Origin of the sequence: Pseudomonas sp. 2FG, from assembly GCF_005502935.1 — a bacterium.
In the GTDB taxonomy this organism is placed as follows: domain Bacteria; phylum Pseudomonadota; class Gammaproteobacteria; order Pseudomonadales; family Pseudomonadaceae; genus Aquipseudomonas.
Map to the genome: position 1 here is coordinate 207,743 of NZ_SCMP01000003.1, position 14,470 is coordinate 222,212.

13 protein-coding genes, 1 tRNA gene and 2 pseudogenes are annotated in these 14,470 nt (G+C 62.6%); 10 read left to right on the plus strand and 6 right to left on the minus strand.

Going from position 1 to position 14,470, the window contains the following annotated elements:
• Window positions 1-37: 37 nt before the first annotated feature.
• Window positions 38-1,081, plus strand: a complete 1,044-nt coding sequence (locus FFS13_RS04460) for an AraC family transcriptional regulator (RefSeq protein ID WP_137817899.1) — start codon at window positions 38-40, stop codon at window positions 1,079-1,081.
• Between the two features lie 104 nt (window positions 1,082-1,185).
• Here FFS13_RS04460 and glp read toward each other — a convergent pair whose 3' ends face one another.
• Complete coding sequence (glp, locus tag FFS13_RS04465) at window positions 1,186-2,400, minus strand: gephyrin-like molybdotransferase Glp (RefSeq protein ID WP_137817900.1); 1,215 nt, start codon at window positions 2,398-2,400, stop codon at window positions 1,186-1,188.
• Window positions 2,397-2,936 carry a molybdenum cofactor biosynthesis protein B gene (gene moaB / locus FFS13_RS04470; protein WP_137817901.1) on the minus strand — a complete coding sequence of 180 codons (540 nt, stop codon included), beginning with the start codon at window positions 2,934-2,936 and terminating at the stop codon, window positions 2,397-2,399. Before moaB ends, glp begins: the two co-directional genes overlap by 4 nt.
• 77 nt (window positions 2,937-3,013) lie before the next feature.
• On the opposite strand from moaB, the gene mobA reads away from it, so the two are divergent.
• The 3 genes from mobA (at window position 3,014) to FFS13_RS04485 (ending at window position 4,169) form a co-directional block, all read left to right on the plus strand.
• The gene (gene mobA / locus FFS13_RS04475) at window positions 3,014-3,616 is read left to right on the plus strand and encodes a molybdenum cofactor guanylyltransferase MobA (protein ID WP_137817902.1); all 603 of its coding nucleotides are present in this window, start codon (window positions 3,014-3,016) and stop codon (window positions 3,614-3,616) included.
• A 76-nt stretch (window positions 3,617-3,692) separates the two neighbouring features.
• The gene (locus tag FFS13_RS04480; protein ID WP_137817903.1) at window positions 3,693-3,914 is read left to right on the plus strand and encodes a YgdI/YgdR family lipoprotein; all 222 of its coding nucleotides are present in this window, start codon (window positions 3,693-3,695) and stop codon (window positions 3,912-3,914) included.
• Window positions 3,915-4,092: 178 nt separating this feature from the next.
• A tRNA-Pro gene (locus FFS13_RS04485) sits at window positions 4,093-4,169 on the plus strand.
• A 446-nt stretch (window positions 4,170-4,615) separates the two neighbouring features.
• Here the strand turns inward: FFS13_RS04485 and FFS13_RS04495 are convergent.
• On the minus strand, window positions 4,616-4,852 hold the full coding sequence (locus tag FFS13_RS04495) for a glutaredoxin family protein (protein ID WP_137817905.1): 237 nt from the start codon (window positions 4,850-4,852) through the stop codon (window positions 4,616-4,618).
• Window positions 4,853-5,128: 276 nt separating this feature from the next.
• Between FFS13_RS04495 and FFS13_RS04500 the strand changes: the two genes are divergently transcribed.
• Window positions 5,129-7,090 carry a monovalent cation:proton antiporter family protein gene (locus FFS13_RS04500; RefSeq protein ID WP_137817906.1) on the plus strand — a complete coding sequence of 654 codons (1,962 nt, stop codon included), beginning with the start codon at window positions 5,129-5,131 and terminating at the stop codon, window positions 7,088-7,090.
• A 20-nt stretch (window positions 7,091-7,110) separates the two neighbouring features.
• Here the strand turns inward: FFS13_RS04500 and FFS13_RS04505 are convergent, their stop codons facing one another.
• The gene (locus FFS13_RS04505) at window positions 7,111-7,668 is read right to left on the minus strand and encodes a TetR/AcrR family transcriptional regulator (protein WP_137817907.1); all 558 of its coding nucleotides are present in this window, start codon (window positions 7,666-7,668) and stop codon (window positions 7,111-7,113) included.
• 119 nt (window positions 7,669-7,787) lie between these two features.
• Between FFS13_RS04505 and FFS13_RS19970 the strand changes: the two are divergent.
• The 3 genes and pseudogenes from FFS13_RS19970 to FFS13_RS04520 all read left to right on the plus strand — a co-directional run.
• Window positions 7,788-7,877 (plus strand): annotated as a pseudogene (locus tag FFS13_RS19970) (glutathione S-transferase); the annotation flags it as partial.
• Window positions 7,878-7,969: 92 nt separating this feature from the next.
• Window positions 7,970-8,833, plus strand: coding sequence for an MBL fold metallo-hydrolase (locus tag FFS13_RS04515; RefSeq protein WP_137817908.1), 864 nt, complete (start codon window positions 7,970-7,972; stop codon window positions 8,831-8,833).
• Between the two features lie 139 nt (window positions 8,834-8,972).
• Window positions 8,973-10,253: an OprD family porin gene (locus tag FFS13_RS04520; protein WP_137817909.1), complete on the plus strand. Its 1,281-nt coding sequence runs from the start codon at window positions 8,973-8,975 to the stop codon at window positions 10,251-10,253.
• Between the two features lie 140 nt (window positions 10,254-10,393).
• Here the strand turns inward: FFS13_RS04520 and FFS13_RS04525 are convergent, their stop codons facing one another.
• On the minus strand, window positions 10,394-11,602 hold the full coding sequence (locus FFS13_RS04525) for an ammonium transporter (protein WP_137817910.1): 1,209 nt from the start codon (window positions 11,600-11,602) through the stop codon (window positions 10,394-10,396).
• Window positions 11,603-12,056: 454 nt separating this feature from the next.
• Here FFS13_RS04525 and FFS13_RS04530 point away from each other — a divergent pair.
• Window positions 12,057-12,220: pseudogene (locus FFS13_RS04530) on the plus strand (diguanylate phosphodiesterase); the annotation flags it as partial.
• 174 nt (window positions 12,221-12,394) lie between these two features.
• Here the strand turns inward: FFS13_RS04530 and FFS13_RS04535 are convergent.
• Window positions 12,395-12,775 (minus strand): DoxX family protein, encoded by a 381-nt coding sequence (locus tag FFS13_RS04535; RefSeq protein ID WP_137817911.1) that lies wholly within the window; start codon window positions 12,773-12,775, stop codon window positions 12,395-12,397.
• 329 nt (window positions 12,776-13,104) lie between these two features.
• Here FFS13_RS04535 and FFS13_RS04540 point away from each other — a divergent pair, with 329 nt between their 5' ends.
• Window positions 13,105-14,436, plus strand: coding sequence for a deoxyguanosinetriphosphate triphosphohydrolase (locus FFS13_RS04540; RefSeq protein WP_137817912.1), 1,332 nt, complete (start codon window positions 13,105-13,107; stop codon window positions 14,434-14,436).
• The last annotated feature ends 34 nt before the right edge of the window (window positions 14,437-14,470 follow it).

Below are 14,470 nucleotides of genomic sequence, written 5' to 3' on the forward strand. Positions count from 1 at the left end.
AGCCATTAATCAAGATTCTCAAAATAAGAACGACGCCATGCACGCTCTGGGCTACACCTCCGTTCCCGCACTGCTCAAATACCTGCGCCATGCCGAACGGCTTGGCCTCGATCAGACGGCCGCGCTCGCGGCAGCCGGCCTGAGCCTGGCGGATCTGGATGACAACGGCCGGCGCCTGCCCAGCGAAACCCACGAGAAACTCCTCACCCATCTGCTGCAAGCCTCGGGCGATCCGCTGTTCGGCCTGCATTCCGGGCACTTCGTGCAGCCGGGTTCGTGGAGCGTGCTCGGCTACATCACCATGAACTGCGCCACCCTCGGCGAGGCCATGAGTCGCATCGTGCCCTACGAGAAACTGGTTGGAGACATGGGGGTCAGCCGCCTGGAACCGGCCGCCGATCATCTGCGGCTGATCTGGACCTGCCGCCACCAGCCGGCGGAGATCCGGCGGCACATGGTCGAGAACGTGCTGACCTCCTGGCTGCTCTATGCGCGCTGGATCGCCGACATGCACCACTCGCCGCGCGAGGTCTGGTTCGAGCACGCGCAACCGGCGGGCACCACGCTCGGCGAATACGAAGCGGTGTTCGGCTGCCCGGTGCGCTTCGAACAGAGCGTGAATGCCCTGCTGGTGCCGCTGGAATACCTCAACCTGCCGTTGCGCCAGGCCGATGCCAACCTGCTGCGCACCTTGGAAGAACACGCCCTGGCGCTGATGGCCGGGCTGGATGAAGGCGAACCGCTGCCGCTGCGGGTGAAGAACGCCCTGCGACTGCTGCTCAAGGATGGTCTGCCGCGCAAGGAACGGGTGGCGGACAAGTTCGCGATGACCGTGCGCACCCTGCAGCGCCACTTGCAGCAGGCCGGCACCAGCTATCAGGAGATCCTCGACCAGTTGCGCCAGGAACTGGCCGAACACTACCTGACCCGTAGCGCTCTGCCGGTGCAGGACATCGCCCATTACTTGGGCTTTACCGAGGCGCGCTCGTTCCACCGCAGCTTCAAGAGCTGGACCGGCGTGACCCCGGGCGAGTACCGCGAGGCCAAGCGCAAATCAGCCGGGCTGCCAGAGACTCCCTGAGCTTCGCTAACCGTAGGCTGTGCCGGTGCGCCAGCGGCTTGTGGTGCGCGCAGCGCACCCTACGTTAGACCGCCTCGATCCAAGACGCCGTCCGACCTGGCGCGCTAGTTCAGCAACTCGCTCAGCGGGATGAAGTTAACCCTATCGCCCTCCGCCAGCGTCGTGCCCTCACGTACTTCCACCAAGCCCTCGGCCCAGGCGGCGCTGCGCAGCACCCCGGAACTCTGGTTCGGATACAACACCGCACGGCCCTGCTCGAAGCGCGCCCGCAGGTATTCACGACGGTTGCCAGGCTTGCGCCAGGCGAAACCTGCCGGCACCGGGAAACGCAGCGGCGTTACCTCGGCAACCCCCAGGCGGCGCAACAGATAAGGCCGCGCCAGCAAGGCGAAGGTCACCAAGGTCGAGGCCGGATTACCCGGCAGACCAAGCACCGGCACACCCCGGAAGTGACCAAAGGTCAGCGGCTTGCCCGGCTTGATCGCCAGCTTCCACAGCGCCAGTTCGCCGTCTTCGCGCAGCGCATGGCCGAGGAAATCCGCCTCGCCGACCGACACGCCACCGGTCGACAGAATCAGGTCGACATCTGCCAACTCGCCCAGTTTGGCGCGGGTCTTGGGCAGATCGTCGGGCAAAATACCGGCATCCAGCACCGCGCAGCCCAGTTGCTGCAACCAGCTGCACAGCAGCATGCGATTGCTGTTGTAGATCTGCCCGGGACCGAGCGGCAGGCCCGGTTCGATCAGCTCATCGCCGGTCGACAGCACCGCCACCCGCGGCCGGCGCACCACCGTCAATTCGGCGGCCCCCAGCGCGGCGGCCAAGCCCAGCTCTATCGCCCCCAAACGCGTACCCGCCACCAGCACCGTCTCGCCCTTACGGGTTTCCTGCCCTTGCGGACGCACATGCTGGCCGGGCTTGATCGGCTCGCTAAACCGCACTCGGCCATCGGCCAGGATCTCGGCGTTTTCCTGCATCTCCACGCTGTCCGCCCCCTCTGGCAGCGGCGCGCCGGTGAAGATCCGCGCACAGCTGCCGGGTTCCAGCGGCGCAGGCGCCTGGCCGGCGAAGATGCGCTGGCTGACCAGCAGCGGCTCGCCGTGCCAGTCGGCCTGACGCAGGGCATAGCCGTCCATGGCGCTGTTCGGCCACGGCGGCAGATCGAGGCTGGCGACCAATGGCTCGGCCAACACCCGGCCATGGGCGGCGGCCAGCGCTACAGATTCACGCTGGGTGATCGGGGTTGCCTCGGCCAGCGCCAGCAAACGCTCCAGCGCCGCCTCGACCGGCAGCAGGCCGGGGTGGTCGCAGGCACTCATCCACGCGACTCGCAGGCGGCGGCTTGCTTGAGATGGGCGACGAAATTGCACGGGCGATGGCGGGCGTCCAACTGCTCGGCCAGGATGCCATCCCAACCCGTGCGGCAGGCATTGGTCGAGCCCGGCAGGCAGCAGACCAGCGTGCCATTGGCCAAGCCGGCCAGGGCCCGCGATTGAACGGTCGAGGTGCCGATATCGGCGATCGAGATCTGCCGGAACAGTTCGCCAAAACCCTCGACCTGCTTGTCCAGCAGGCAGGCCACGGCTTCCGGGGTGCTATCGCGGCCGGTAAAGCCGGTGCCGCCGGTAATCAACACCACCTGCACTGTGTCTTCGGCGATCCAGGTCGCGACTTGCGCACGAATCTTGTACAGATCGTCCTTGAGCAAGACCCGCGCGGCGAGGTTATGGCCGGCAGCCGTGAGGCGATCGACGAAGAGTTGGCCAGAGGTATCGGTTTCCAGGGAGCGGGTGTCACTGACGGTCAAAACAGCGATGTTCAGCGGCACAAAGGGTGCTTCAGCCTTGTGGTTCATAGGCTCAATCCGGTTGTGAGGGGGGCAGGCCGGTGTTATATCACAGGCCTCGCTATTACCGCGCCAGGAGCGCCGTTATGACCGACTCTCTCGCCCTGCCCGCCTGTTCCATACTGCTGCTTGCCGGCGGGCGCGGGCAACGCATGGGGGGACGCGACAAAGGCCTGCTGGACTGGCGCGGCAAGCCGCTGATCGCCCACCTGCATGCGCTGACCCGCCCGCTGACGGATGATTTGATCATCTCCTGCAACCGCAACGGCGAGCGCTACGCAGCCTATGCCGACCGCCTGGTGCAGGACGACAGCCTGGACTTTCCCGGCCCGCTGGCCGGCATTCGCGCAGGCCTGGCGGTCGCGCGCCAGCCCTTCCTGTTGGTGCTGCCCTGCGATGCACCCCTGCTGGATCTCGCCCTGCTCCAGGCCATGCGCGAAACCGCCGCCGCCCAACCGGAAAAGCCGCTGATGCTACGTCAGGGTGGCCAATGGGAGCCGCTGTTCTGCCTACTGCCGAGAACCTTGGCGCCAGCCGTGGAAAACGCCTGGCAAGCCGGTGATCGCGGCCCTCGCCATGTCTTGCTGGCGCTCGGCGCAGTGGCCCTGGATTGCCCGGCGCAGGACCCACGGCTGGCCAACCTGAACACTCCGGAACTGCTGGCGCAGGCGGCAAGCTACCGCGGGTAAATCACGAGCACTGAACTTGGCCGCACACTCCCCCTCAGACACTCCATACCTATCCTGCAAACCAAGGAGACAAACAATGGCTCAACGGATCATTCCCGCAGCCCTGCTAGCCCTGGGGCTGGTCACTCTAGCCGGCTGCTCTTCACCCTCGGTGATCACCCTGAATGATGGCCGCGAGATTCAATCCGTGGATCAACCTGAGTTCGACGAGGACGATGGCTTCTACGAGTTCGAACAACTGGATGGTAAGCGCGTCAAGGTCAACAAAGACCAAGTCCGTACCGTCGAAGAACTCTAAGCAAGACCCGTTCGCCATGCGTCACCCGATCGTGCATCGAGTGACTCATGGCGAGCGACGCATCCCGCATGAATACTGGCGTTCTCCCCCAGCGCAGCAGCGCAAACGCCTGCTGCGATAAAAAATTCTAGCTAACCCCTTGTGCAACAAAACTTTTTCGGTAGAATTATTGCCAATTCGGAGTGTAGCGCAGCTCGGTAGCGCGTCTCGTTCGGGACGAGAAGGTCGCAGGTTCGAATCCTGTCTCTCCGACCAAATCCCCAAAAAACCCGCCTTCACGGCGGGTTTTTTATTGGCTGCGATTCGCCTTTACTGACAGCAGTGGCCTGCCACACTTTCCAAGCAAGAAAGCCGCCGACCGGTACAGCGCAATGACAGCATCCGCGACAACGCTGTCGCTACTCTGCAACCTTTTACACACCTTTTGAATCAATGCGCGGGACACACCGATGACAGCAGGAAAAACCGTAAACGGCTATCTCATCAGCCAAGCCAGTGACGGCAACTGGTGGGTATGCACAGCCAATGCAGAACAGATAGCCGGCCCCTTCACCACCGAGAAGCAGGCCGCAGAAGTCGCCGAGGTTCTTCAGGATCAGCCGCCACCGCCACGTCGCCGCTCGGACCCCCGAGCGTAACTGGCTTACCGCGCAGTCCGCCCCGTCTGCCAGCGGGGCGGGTGCTGTTCAGCACAGGTTCTTTCAGCGTAAAAACGCCACCACCTGCTCCGCCTCAAACGGCCAGTTGAGCTCGGCCCCGGTATCGCAACGGCGCAATACGGGGATGCGCAAGGCATAGAGTTCGACCCAGTCTTCGTGCTCGGCGATATCAACCAACTCGACCAGCAGACCGTGCTCGACAAAGGGCATCAGCAAGGTTTCAGCGACTTCACACAGATGACAGCCAAGGGTGCCGAACAATTGGCATTCGGGAAGCATGAGCGCATCTCGCAGAGGAGTTAGACGCGCAGTCTAGCATTTGCCTCAGGCGGCTGAAGCAGGCGCCTCAGCACTGGGCATGAGCAGGTTTTGCAGCTTGGCCGGATCGGCGCCCCCGGTTGCAGGCCTAGAGGGTCGCCCGCACAGAAAATTGAGGGCAACGGCCAACACTAGACCCGCCCTGGTATTGATCGGCATCAAGCTAAACGGCGTGCTCGAGCCTGGACGCCACCCTACGGCTTGGGCATGCTCGCGGGCAGTTACCGGAGAATCCTTGTGTTCGCCAATTTGCTGATCATCCTCGCCTCATCCCTGCTGGTGATCGCGCTGTTTCGCCGCCTCAGCCTGCCGCCCGTACTCGGCTATCTGTGCGTGGGTTTGCTGATCGGCCCCGCGGCGCTGAACTGGGTTGGCGACAACGAGGATCTACCGCATCTGGCCGAGCTGGGGGTGGTCTTCCTGCTGTTCACCTTGGGCCTGGAGTTCTCCCTGCCGCGCATGCTGGCTCTGCGCAGCGTGGTCTTTGGGCTGGGCAGTTTGCAGGTGCTGGCCTGTGGCGCTCCACTGGCCGCGCTGCTCTATGGGTTTGACCTGCCGCTGGTGGCGGCCTTGCTGCTCGGTGCCGGCTTGGCGTTGTCGTCCACGGCGATCGTCACCAAGGAGCTCTCTAGTCTGGGCGAGGTGTTCAGCAGCCATGGGCAGAACGCGATTGGCGTCCTGCTGCTGCAGGATCTGGTGGCCGTGCTGCTGCTGACGCTGGTACCCGCCCTGACCAGCGACAGTGACACTGCCTGGTATCCGCTGCTGGGCTTGACCCTGGGCAAAGCCGTGCTGCTGTTCGCCGGCCTGTTCCTCGCCAGCCGCTGGCTGTTGCCGCGCCTGTTCCATGAAGTGGCCCAGGCCCGCTCCTCCGAACTGTTCGTTTTATTGGCGCTGGTGCTGGTGCTGCTGACCGCCTGGCTGACTCATCTGCTCGGCCTGTCCATGGCGCTCGGCGCATTCCTCGCCGGCATGTTGCTGGGCGAGAGCCATTATCGCCATCAGATCGAGGCAGATATCCGCCCTTTCCGCGACATTCTGCTCGGCCTGTTTTTCGTCAGCGTTGGCATGTTGATCGATATCCAGCTGTTCGCCAGCCACGGCGTGCTGATCGCCGGACTGACGCTGCTGTTAATGCTGGTCAAGGGCACAGTGGTCGCCCTCTTGGTGAAACTGCGTGGCGGCGATAACAGCAGCGCCTGGCGCACCGGCCTGGCCTTGGCCCAAGGCGGCGAGTTCTGCTTCGCCTTGGTCGCGCAGGCACAACAAGCCGAGCTGCTGCCAGAAGGCGCCGGTGGCCTGTTGCTGGCGGCGACCTTTTGCTCGATGGCGCTGACGCCCATGCTGCTGCGGGCGGCCCCGAAAATGGCCGTGCGCCTTAACCAGCGCACGCCGCAAGAAAGCCCGCTGGCAGACATCCCCGCAGCCGGCCTGGAGCTGCAAGGGCATGTACTGATTTGCGGTTATGGCCGGGTCGGTCAATCGATTGCGCGCTTCCTACGCCGTGAGCAGATCGACTTCATTGCCCTCGACGATGATCCGATTCGGGTACAGGAAGCCACCGCCGGTGAGGCCAATGTGCACTATGGCGACTCACGGCGGCCCGAGCTGCTGCAAGCCGTCGGCCTGAGCCGGGCACGGCTGCTGGTGGTGGCGGTGGACAATGCCGAAGCCACGCTGAGCATTGTCAAACTGGCCCACCAGTTGAATCCGCAACTGGCGATTCTGGTGCGCACGCGCGATGACAGCCATCTGCTCGCGCTGCAGGAAGCCGGCGCCACGGAGGTGGTGCCGGAGGTATTGGAATCCAGCCTGATGCTGGCTGCCCACGCACTGACTCTGCTCGGCCTGCCGGAGCAGCAGGTGCAGGAACATATCGACGTCGTCCGCCGTGGCCGCTACCGCCTGCTGCATGGCTATTACCACGGCGCCCAAGCCAACCTGCTGGATAAACAGGGGCAGCAGCGCCTGCTGATGCACGCGGTGAACCTGAGTGAAAGCGCCTATGCCTGCGGCCGCCCGCTCAGTGAGCTGGCCCTCGAGCAGTTAGGTGTCGAGGTGCAGGCGGTGCGCCGCAATGGCGAGGAGTTGGCGCTGACCGCCAGCACCCGCCTGCACGAAGGCGATGCGGTGGTGCTGTCCGGCCCATTGGATGCGCTGGAAAGCTGTGAGGCGCGCCTGCTCGGCGGCCTGAGCTAGCCAGTCAAACAGCTGAACAGTTAAACGCCCGCGGCCTCGAGCAGTTGCTCCGCCGCCGCCTTGGCTTCCAACGCCTGTTCGGCCGGGCCATGCAGATGGGCCATGCTCATGGCGCCCTCGAAGAGAAACTGCAGCTGCCGCGCCAAGCGCGCAGGCTCAGTCGCCCCCAGACCTTGCAGCGCCGCGAGGAAGTAGTCGCAGACGAAGCGCTTGTGCAGCGCCGCCTGCTGGTGAATCGGGTGCTCACGGTTGGAGAACTCGGCGGCGGCATGGATGAACAGGCAACCGCAAAAGCCCTTCTCGCTCAACCACAGGTGCAACCCGTCATAGGTACGCAGGATCGCCTCGCGTGGCGGCAGGCTCTCCAGCGCGAGCTGCATGCGCTGGCGGATCTGCTGATGCTGGGAGTCCAGCGCCGCGAGGATCAGTTCATCCTTCGACTTGAAGTGCTTGTACAGGGTCATTTTCGCCACCCCGGACTCGGCCAGGATGCGGTCGATGCCCGTGGCGTGATAACCCTCGCGATAGAACAGCTCTAGCGCGGTACTGACCAACTGATCACGTTTACTTGATGCCATGCAAGACCTCCTAGGACGGCCATTATGCGCAAGTGGTGCAGTTGAGCAAAATTGCCCCTTGAAATATACAGACCTGTCTATCTAATATCCAGCTCACCGCTCAGTCACGGAGAATTGCGATGCAGCTTCACGACTTTGACCTGTCCGCTAACTGCTACAAAGTGCGCCTCTTTCTCAGTCTGATCGGCCAACGCGCCGAGCGGGTACCCCCGGCCGTTGGCGCCTGCGCCGAGCGCGCTTGCCGCTGGCCTTCGGCGCCCCCAGCGCCTCGCCTTTTCTTCCCGTTCAAGGAGTCTGAACTATGCGTCTGTTAAGCCTTGCACTAGCCACCTTACTGAGCCTGACCAGCCTGCCAGGCAGCGCTGCGGGCCTGCGGTTCAGCCTGGTGAAAACCGCCGAAGCCGAAACCCTAGACGCCTTCACGGTTGAAGGTGGTCAATGGACCGAGAAAGTCACCCTCAACCATGTCGCGGTGCTGATCGAGCATCACGCCGCCACCCTGCTGTTCGACACCGGCCTGGGGCGCCAGATCGACAGCCAGTTCACCGAGATGCCGATGTGGGACAAGCCGCTGCTGCAGTACGGTCCCGTCGTGCCAGCACGCGATCAGTTGGACCAGGACGGCATTCGGATCGACCGCATCCTGCTGTCCCACGCCCACTGGGACCACGCCTCGGGCCTCGCCGACTTCCCGGAAGTGCCGGTGTGGGCGCCCTACGAGGAAATCGAGTTCAGCCAGATCTCGACGCCGCCGGCGGTCCTCCCCAGCCAGTTCAAGCACCCGGTGAAATGGCTGCCCTTCACCTTCCAGTCGCCTGCTTTCATGGGCTTCCCGGCCAGCCTGGATATGTTCGGTGATGGCCGCGTGGTGATGGTACCGCTAAGCGGCCATACGCCGGGATCGGTGGGGCTGTTTCTGACCCTGGAAGACGGCCGCCGTTTCTTCTTTACCGGCGACGCCAGTTGGCGCCTGGAGGGCTTTACCGGCCCCCGCGAAAAATTCTGGATCAGCCGCAATATGGTCGACAACGACCGTGATGCCACGCGCAAGGTGTTGGAGCAGGTGCATCAGCTAATGGCCAAGGAGCCAAACCTGACGGTAGTGCCGGCCCATGACGCCAAGGTGCAGCAAAACCTGGGCTTTTATCCGCACTGGGTCGAATGATTAATCGCGCTAACGTCCTGAATCCGGGGCCTGCCGACTAAGGTCTAAAGGCTCCCAGCGTCTCTCTCGTGGTTTATTCCACCCGCCGTAACAGTTCGGTCACAACCCCTCTGTCCGCACCCACGAGAAGACAACAACAATGAGCCCCCTCAATAATGAGCACCCCCTCGCCCATGCCGTGGCTCTTGCCACCCTGGGCGTTAGCCTCACCCTGCCGAACCTGGCACAGGCTGAATTTATCCAAGACAGCAAAGCCAGCCTGGAGCTGCGCAATTTCTACATGAACCGCGATTTCCGCCAGGAAGGCGGCAACAAGGGCCAAGCCAAAGCAGAAGAATGGGCCCAGGGCTTCCTGCTGCGCATGGAGTCCGGCTACACCGAAGGCACCGTCGGCGTGGGTGTCGATGCCCAAGGGCTGGCCGGTTTTAAACTCGACTCGGGGGGCGGCACCGCCGGTACTGGCCTGCTGGAACCCGACCGTTCCGGCGGCTCGCAAGACAACTATTCAGAACTTGGCCTGACCGCCAAACTGCGCGCCTCGAAAAGCACCCTGAAAGTCGGCACCTTGATGCCCAAGTTGCCGGTACTGCAAGCCAACGACTCACGCCTGCTGCCGCAAACCTTCCAGGGCGGCCAGCTGAACTCGATGGAAATCGACGGCCTGACCCTCGATGCCGGCCAGCTGCAACAGGTCAACTATCGTGACTCTTCGGACTACGAGGGCATGACCATCAACGGTGGTGGCCGCCGCAACATCGTCTTCCAAAAAGGCCTGACCAGCGACGAGTTCAACTTCGCCAGCGCCAGCTACAAGTGGACTGACAAGCTGGCCAGCGCTTACAGCTATGGCAACCTGGATCAGTTCTACAAACAGCACATCGTCAACCTGGTGCATGTGCTGCCGATTGCCGACAAGCAATCGCTGAAGAGCGACCTGCGTTACGCCCGCTCCACCGATGACGGCAGCAGCAACGTCGACAACAAGGCCTTCGGCGCCATGTTCACCTATGGCCTCGGTGGCCATGCCTTCGGCTTGGGCTATCAGTCGATGAGCGGCGACACCGGCTACGCCTATGTCAACGCGACCGATCCCTTCCTTGTCAACTATGTGCAGATCGGCGACTTCGCCAACAAGGACGAGAAGTCCTGGCAGCTTCGCTACGACTACAACTTCGCCGCCATCGGTATTCCAGGCCTGACCTTTATGACCCGCTATCTGTCCGGCGACGACGTCGACCGCGGCGCCGCCCTCTCCGACGGCAAGGAGTGGGAACGCAACATGGACATCGCTTACGTCTTCCAGGATGGCCCGCTGAAGAACCTCGGGGTGAAATGGCGTAACGCGACTACCCGCGCCAACTTCGGCAACGACCTGGACGAAAACCGCCTGATCGTCAGCTACAGCCTGCCGCTCTGGTAAACACCTGAATGTAGGCTGGGTAGAGGCGCCAGGCACCGAAACCCAGCGCGAGGAAAATGCTGGGTTCCGCTGCACTCTACCCAGCCTACGAACGTAAAAAAGCCCGCTCTGTTGAGCGGGCTTTTTCTTGCACGACTCAATCAGTCCTGGCTGACCGCACCGATCTTGTGGATCGACAAGTCGGCGCCGTAGTACTCCTCCTCCTGGCTCAAACGGATGCCGGTCAGCGCCTTGAGCACGCCGTACACCAGAAAACCGCCGGCTAGTGCCACCAAGACCCCGAGCCCGGTACCGATCAGTTGGCTGAGCAAACTAACGCCACCCAGACCGCCCAGTACTTCCTGGCCAAACACACCGCAGGCAATGCCGCCCCAGACGCCGCACAGACCATGCAACGGCCAGACCCCGAGCACATCGTCGATTCGCCACTTCACCTGAGTCGCCGTAAACGCCCAGACGAACAAGGCGCCGGCGATCAACCCGGTCATCAGCGCACCAACCGGGTGCATAAGATCGGAACCGGCACAGATCGCCACCAGGCCAGCCAAAGGGCCGTTATGCAGAAAGCCCGGGTCATTGCGCCCCACAAACAGCGCCGCCACGGTGCCACCGACCATCGCCATCAGCGAGTTGACCGCCACCAGACCACTGACTCCCGTCAGGGTTTGCGCACTCATCACGTTGAAGCCGAACCAGCCGACAATCAGAATCCACGAACCCAGCGCCAGGAATGGAATGCTCGACGGCGCGAACGCCACCAGGCGGCCATCACGGTAACGACCATCGCGGCGGCCGAGCAGCGTCACCGCGCCGAAGGCCAGCCAACCGCCCATCGCATGTACCACCACGGAACCTGCGAAGTCATGGAAGCTCGCGCCAAAGCGCGCGGCCAGCCAGGCTTGCAGGCCAAAATTACCGTTCCACACCAGGCCCTCGAAGAAGGGGTAGATGAAGGCCACGATCAGCAGCGTCGCGCACAATTGCGGGCCGAACTTGGCGCGCTCGGCAATGCCCCCGGAGATGATCGCCGGAATCGCCGCGGCAAAGGTCAGCAGGAAGAAGAACTTCACCAACGCATAGCCGTGGTCGGCAGTCAGCGCCGTCGCCGGCACCAGAAAGGTCACCCCGTAAGCCACCCAATAGCCTATAAAGAAGTAGGCCACGGTCGACACGGCAAAGTCGGAGATGATCTTCGACAGCGCGTTGACTTGGTTCTTCTGGCGTACCGTACCGACCTCAAGAAAGGCGAAGCCGGCGTGCATGGCCAATACCATCACGGCGCCGAGCAAGATGAACAGAGTATTGGAACCGTGAACCAGGGTTTCCACGGCACTATTGAGGTTTTCCATCGGCGAAGATGACTCCGGCGGTAAGGGAAAAAGCACCAAAGCAGCTCAGCCCAACCAATCACGCACCATCCTGATGCTTGCCTGCACCAAAGCCGCCCAACAGAGCGAACCGTTTTGGTACAAGCGGTATTGGCAGGAAACTCGAGCTTTTAGTCTTTTTCTTTATTTTTCATCTAGTTGAAGTAAGGTTTCCGGGCTTATCCAATCAACCGAAATGCCCGAACAAAGGGCACCTTGCTTCCGTTATGCACCAGTGCGATGCAATCGCTGTACCAGCAGCACCAGCACAGCTCGCAGAGGCTCGAGCCCTGAGGAAGCCAGCAACGGAGCCATCGGCCTGAATTCTCCCCGCGCCGGATCGGCCGCCTACGCCCCCGACCAGCCCCGGCCCAACCTCAAACAACTTAAGCAGTAAGGCGTGCCGCCCGAACGGGTAGTGTTCAAAATCACCGAACTCGGCCACAACTGCTCCTCGCGCCTCGACTTCTATCAACTACTCGCCGGAGGCGGGGATGAACGCCGACTGCCCCTCTCCACCGCCTACCGCGACGCGACCAGCAACCAGCAACCAGCAACCCGTACTGCCTGACGGCCGGGCAATTTATCGACAATGGGTGACGGTTGTTGCTGCTGGATATCGATGCGGCGGGGTTGTAGCGATAGCGCAAAACTCGAGCGCAGGCTGGGTAGAGCCGCTTTCGGCGAAACCCAGCCTACGGATAGCGCGTTTTGTTAACTCCCAAGTCCAAGCGACACCAAACGCCACAGGCGCTCAGCGCCGGCTGGACACTCTTACTTGCTGCGCCAAGCATCGATACTGAAGGCACCGGCACCCTGGACGTAGAGCAGAAGAAAACCGCCAGCTATGGCGAAGTTCTTCATAAACATGATCATCTGCATTTCATCGCTCCAGTTGCGATGAAAGATCAGCGCCGCCGCCAGACAGAATCCAGCCAGCGCCAGAGCGGCCCAACGGGTCAGAAAGCCGACGATCACCGCCAGGCCGCCGCCGATTTCCAGCGCTATCACCAACGGCAGCAGCGCACCGGGCACGCCCATGCTCTCCATATAGCCCTGCGTGCCTGCGTAACCGGCACCGAGCTTGCCCAAGCCAGCGAGCAGGAAAATATGGGCGAGGAACAGCCGCGCGACCAAGACGATTGCATTATTCATACAGCCTCCTGTTGAGAGAAAACCGCTTTATCCAGCACCTAACATCGAGCTCACCGAGCTGCTTTAGTGGCTCCGCCCATGTAGGGGGTGCAGATGGGGAGAAACACAAGCTAGCGAAACAAACCCCAGTACTGGCGGGATGCCTCCATTCGCACCTTAATTTGACCTTAGCAACGCTACACGCCGCTCGCCACCCGCGGCCAGATTGAGCGTCAACAAGACAGCGTCTGAGAACCAGGCCCAATAACGCGGCGAAACCTCAAGGCTTGCAGCCAAGCACCGGAACCCCGAAGCTAGGGCCATCAGCCACTGAACGGCGAGGACAGGCCTTGGACTGGCAAACACTGCTTAACCGTGAACGTCTCGGCAAACCGGCGCATAGCGCTAATGAACTGGGCCGCAGCCCTTTTCACAAAGATCACGACCGGATCATTTTCTCCGGTGCGTTTCGCCGCCTGGGCCGTAAGACCCAGGTGCATCCGGTCTCCAGCAACGACCATATCCACACCCGCCTGACCCACTCGCTGGAGGTCAGTTGCGTCGGCCGCTCGCTGGGGATGCGGGTCGGCGAGATGATCCGCGATGCCCTACCCGATTGGTGCGAGCCGAGTGATCTGGGCATGGTCGTGCAGTCTGCCTGCCTGGCTCACGACATCGGCAATCCGCCCTTTGGCCACTCCGGCGAAGACGCCATCCGCCACTGGTTCCAACAGGCCGCCGGGCGCGGCTGGCTGGAGGCGATGAGCGAGGCCGAGCGGCGCGACTTCCTCAATTTCGAGGGTAATGCCCAAGGTTTTCGCGTCCTCACCCAACTGGAGTACCACCAGTTCGATGGCGGCACGCGGCTGACCTACGCGACCCTCGGCACTTATCTGAAATACCCCTGGACCGCTCGTCACGCCGAGGCCCTCGGCTATAAGAAGCACAAGTTCGGCTGTTACCAGAGCGAACTGCCGCTGCTCGAACAGATCGCCCACAAGCTCGGCTTGCCGCAACTCGAGGACGAGCGCTGGGCTCGCCACCCGCTGGTGTACCTGATGGAAGCGGCGGATGACATTTGCTACGGCCTGATCGACCTGGAAGACGGCCTCGAGATGGAGTTGCTCGACTACGCCGAGGTGGAGTCCGTATTGCTCGGCCTGGTCGGTGACGACCTGCCGGAAACCTACCGCCAACTGGGCCCGCAGGACTCGCGCCGACGCAAGCTGGCGATCCTGCGCGGCAAGGCCATCGAACACCTGACCAACGCAGCCGCCCGGGCCTTTGTCGAGCAGCAGGATGCGCTGCTCGCCGGCACCTTGCCGGGCGATCTGGTCGAGCACATGCACGGCCCGGCCAAGCGCTGCGTACTGGGTGCGAAAAATATGGCGCGGGAGAAAATCTTCCAGGACAAGCGCAAGACCCTGCATGAGATCGGCGCCTACACCACCCTGGAGATTCTGCTGAATGCCTTCTGCGGCGCGGCGCTGGAGCAACATGGCGGGCGTACGCCGTCGTTCAAGCATCGGCGTATTCTCGATCTGCTCGGCAATAACGCGCCGGACCCAGCCTGGCCACTGCACAAGTCCTTCCTGCGCATGATCGACTTTATCGCCGGGATGACTGACAGCTACGCCACCGAGATGGCGCGGGAGATGACTGGGCGCTCCAGCCCGGTGTGATGTGGCGTGGTACTGGAGGGTGACAGCGCCGAGC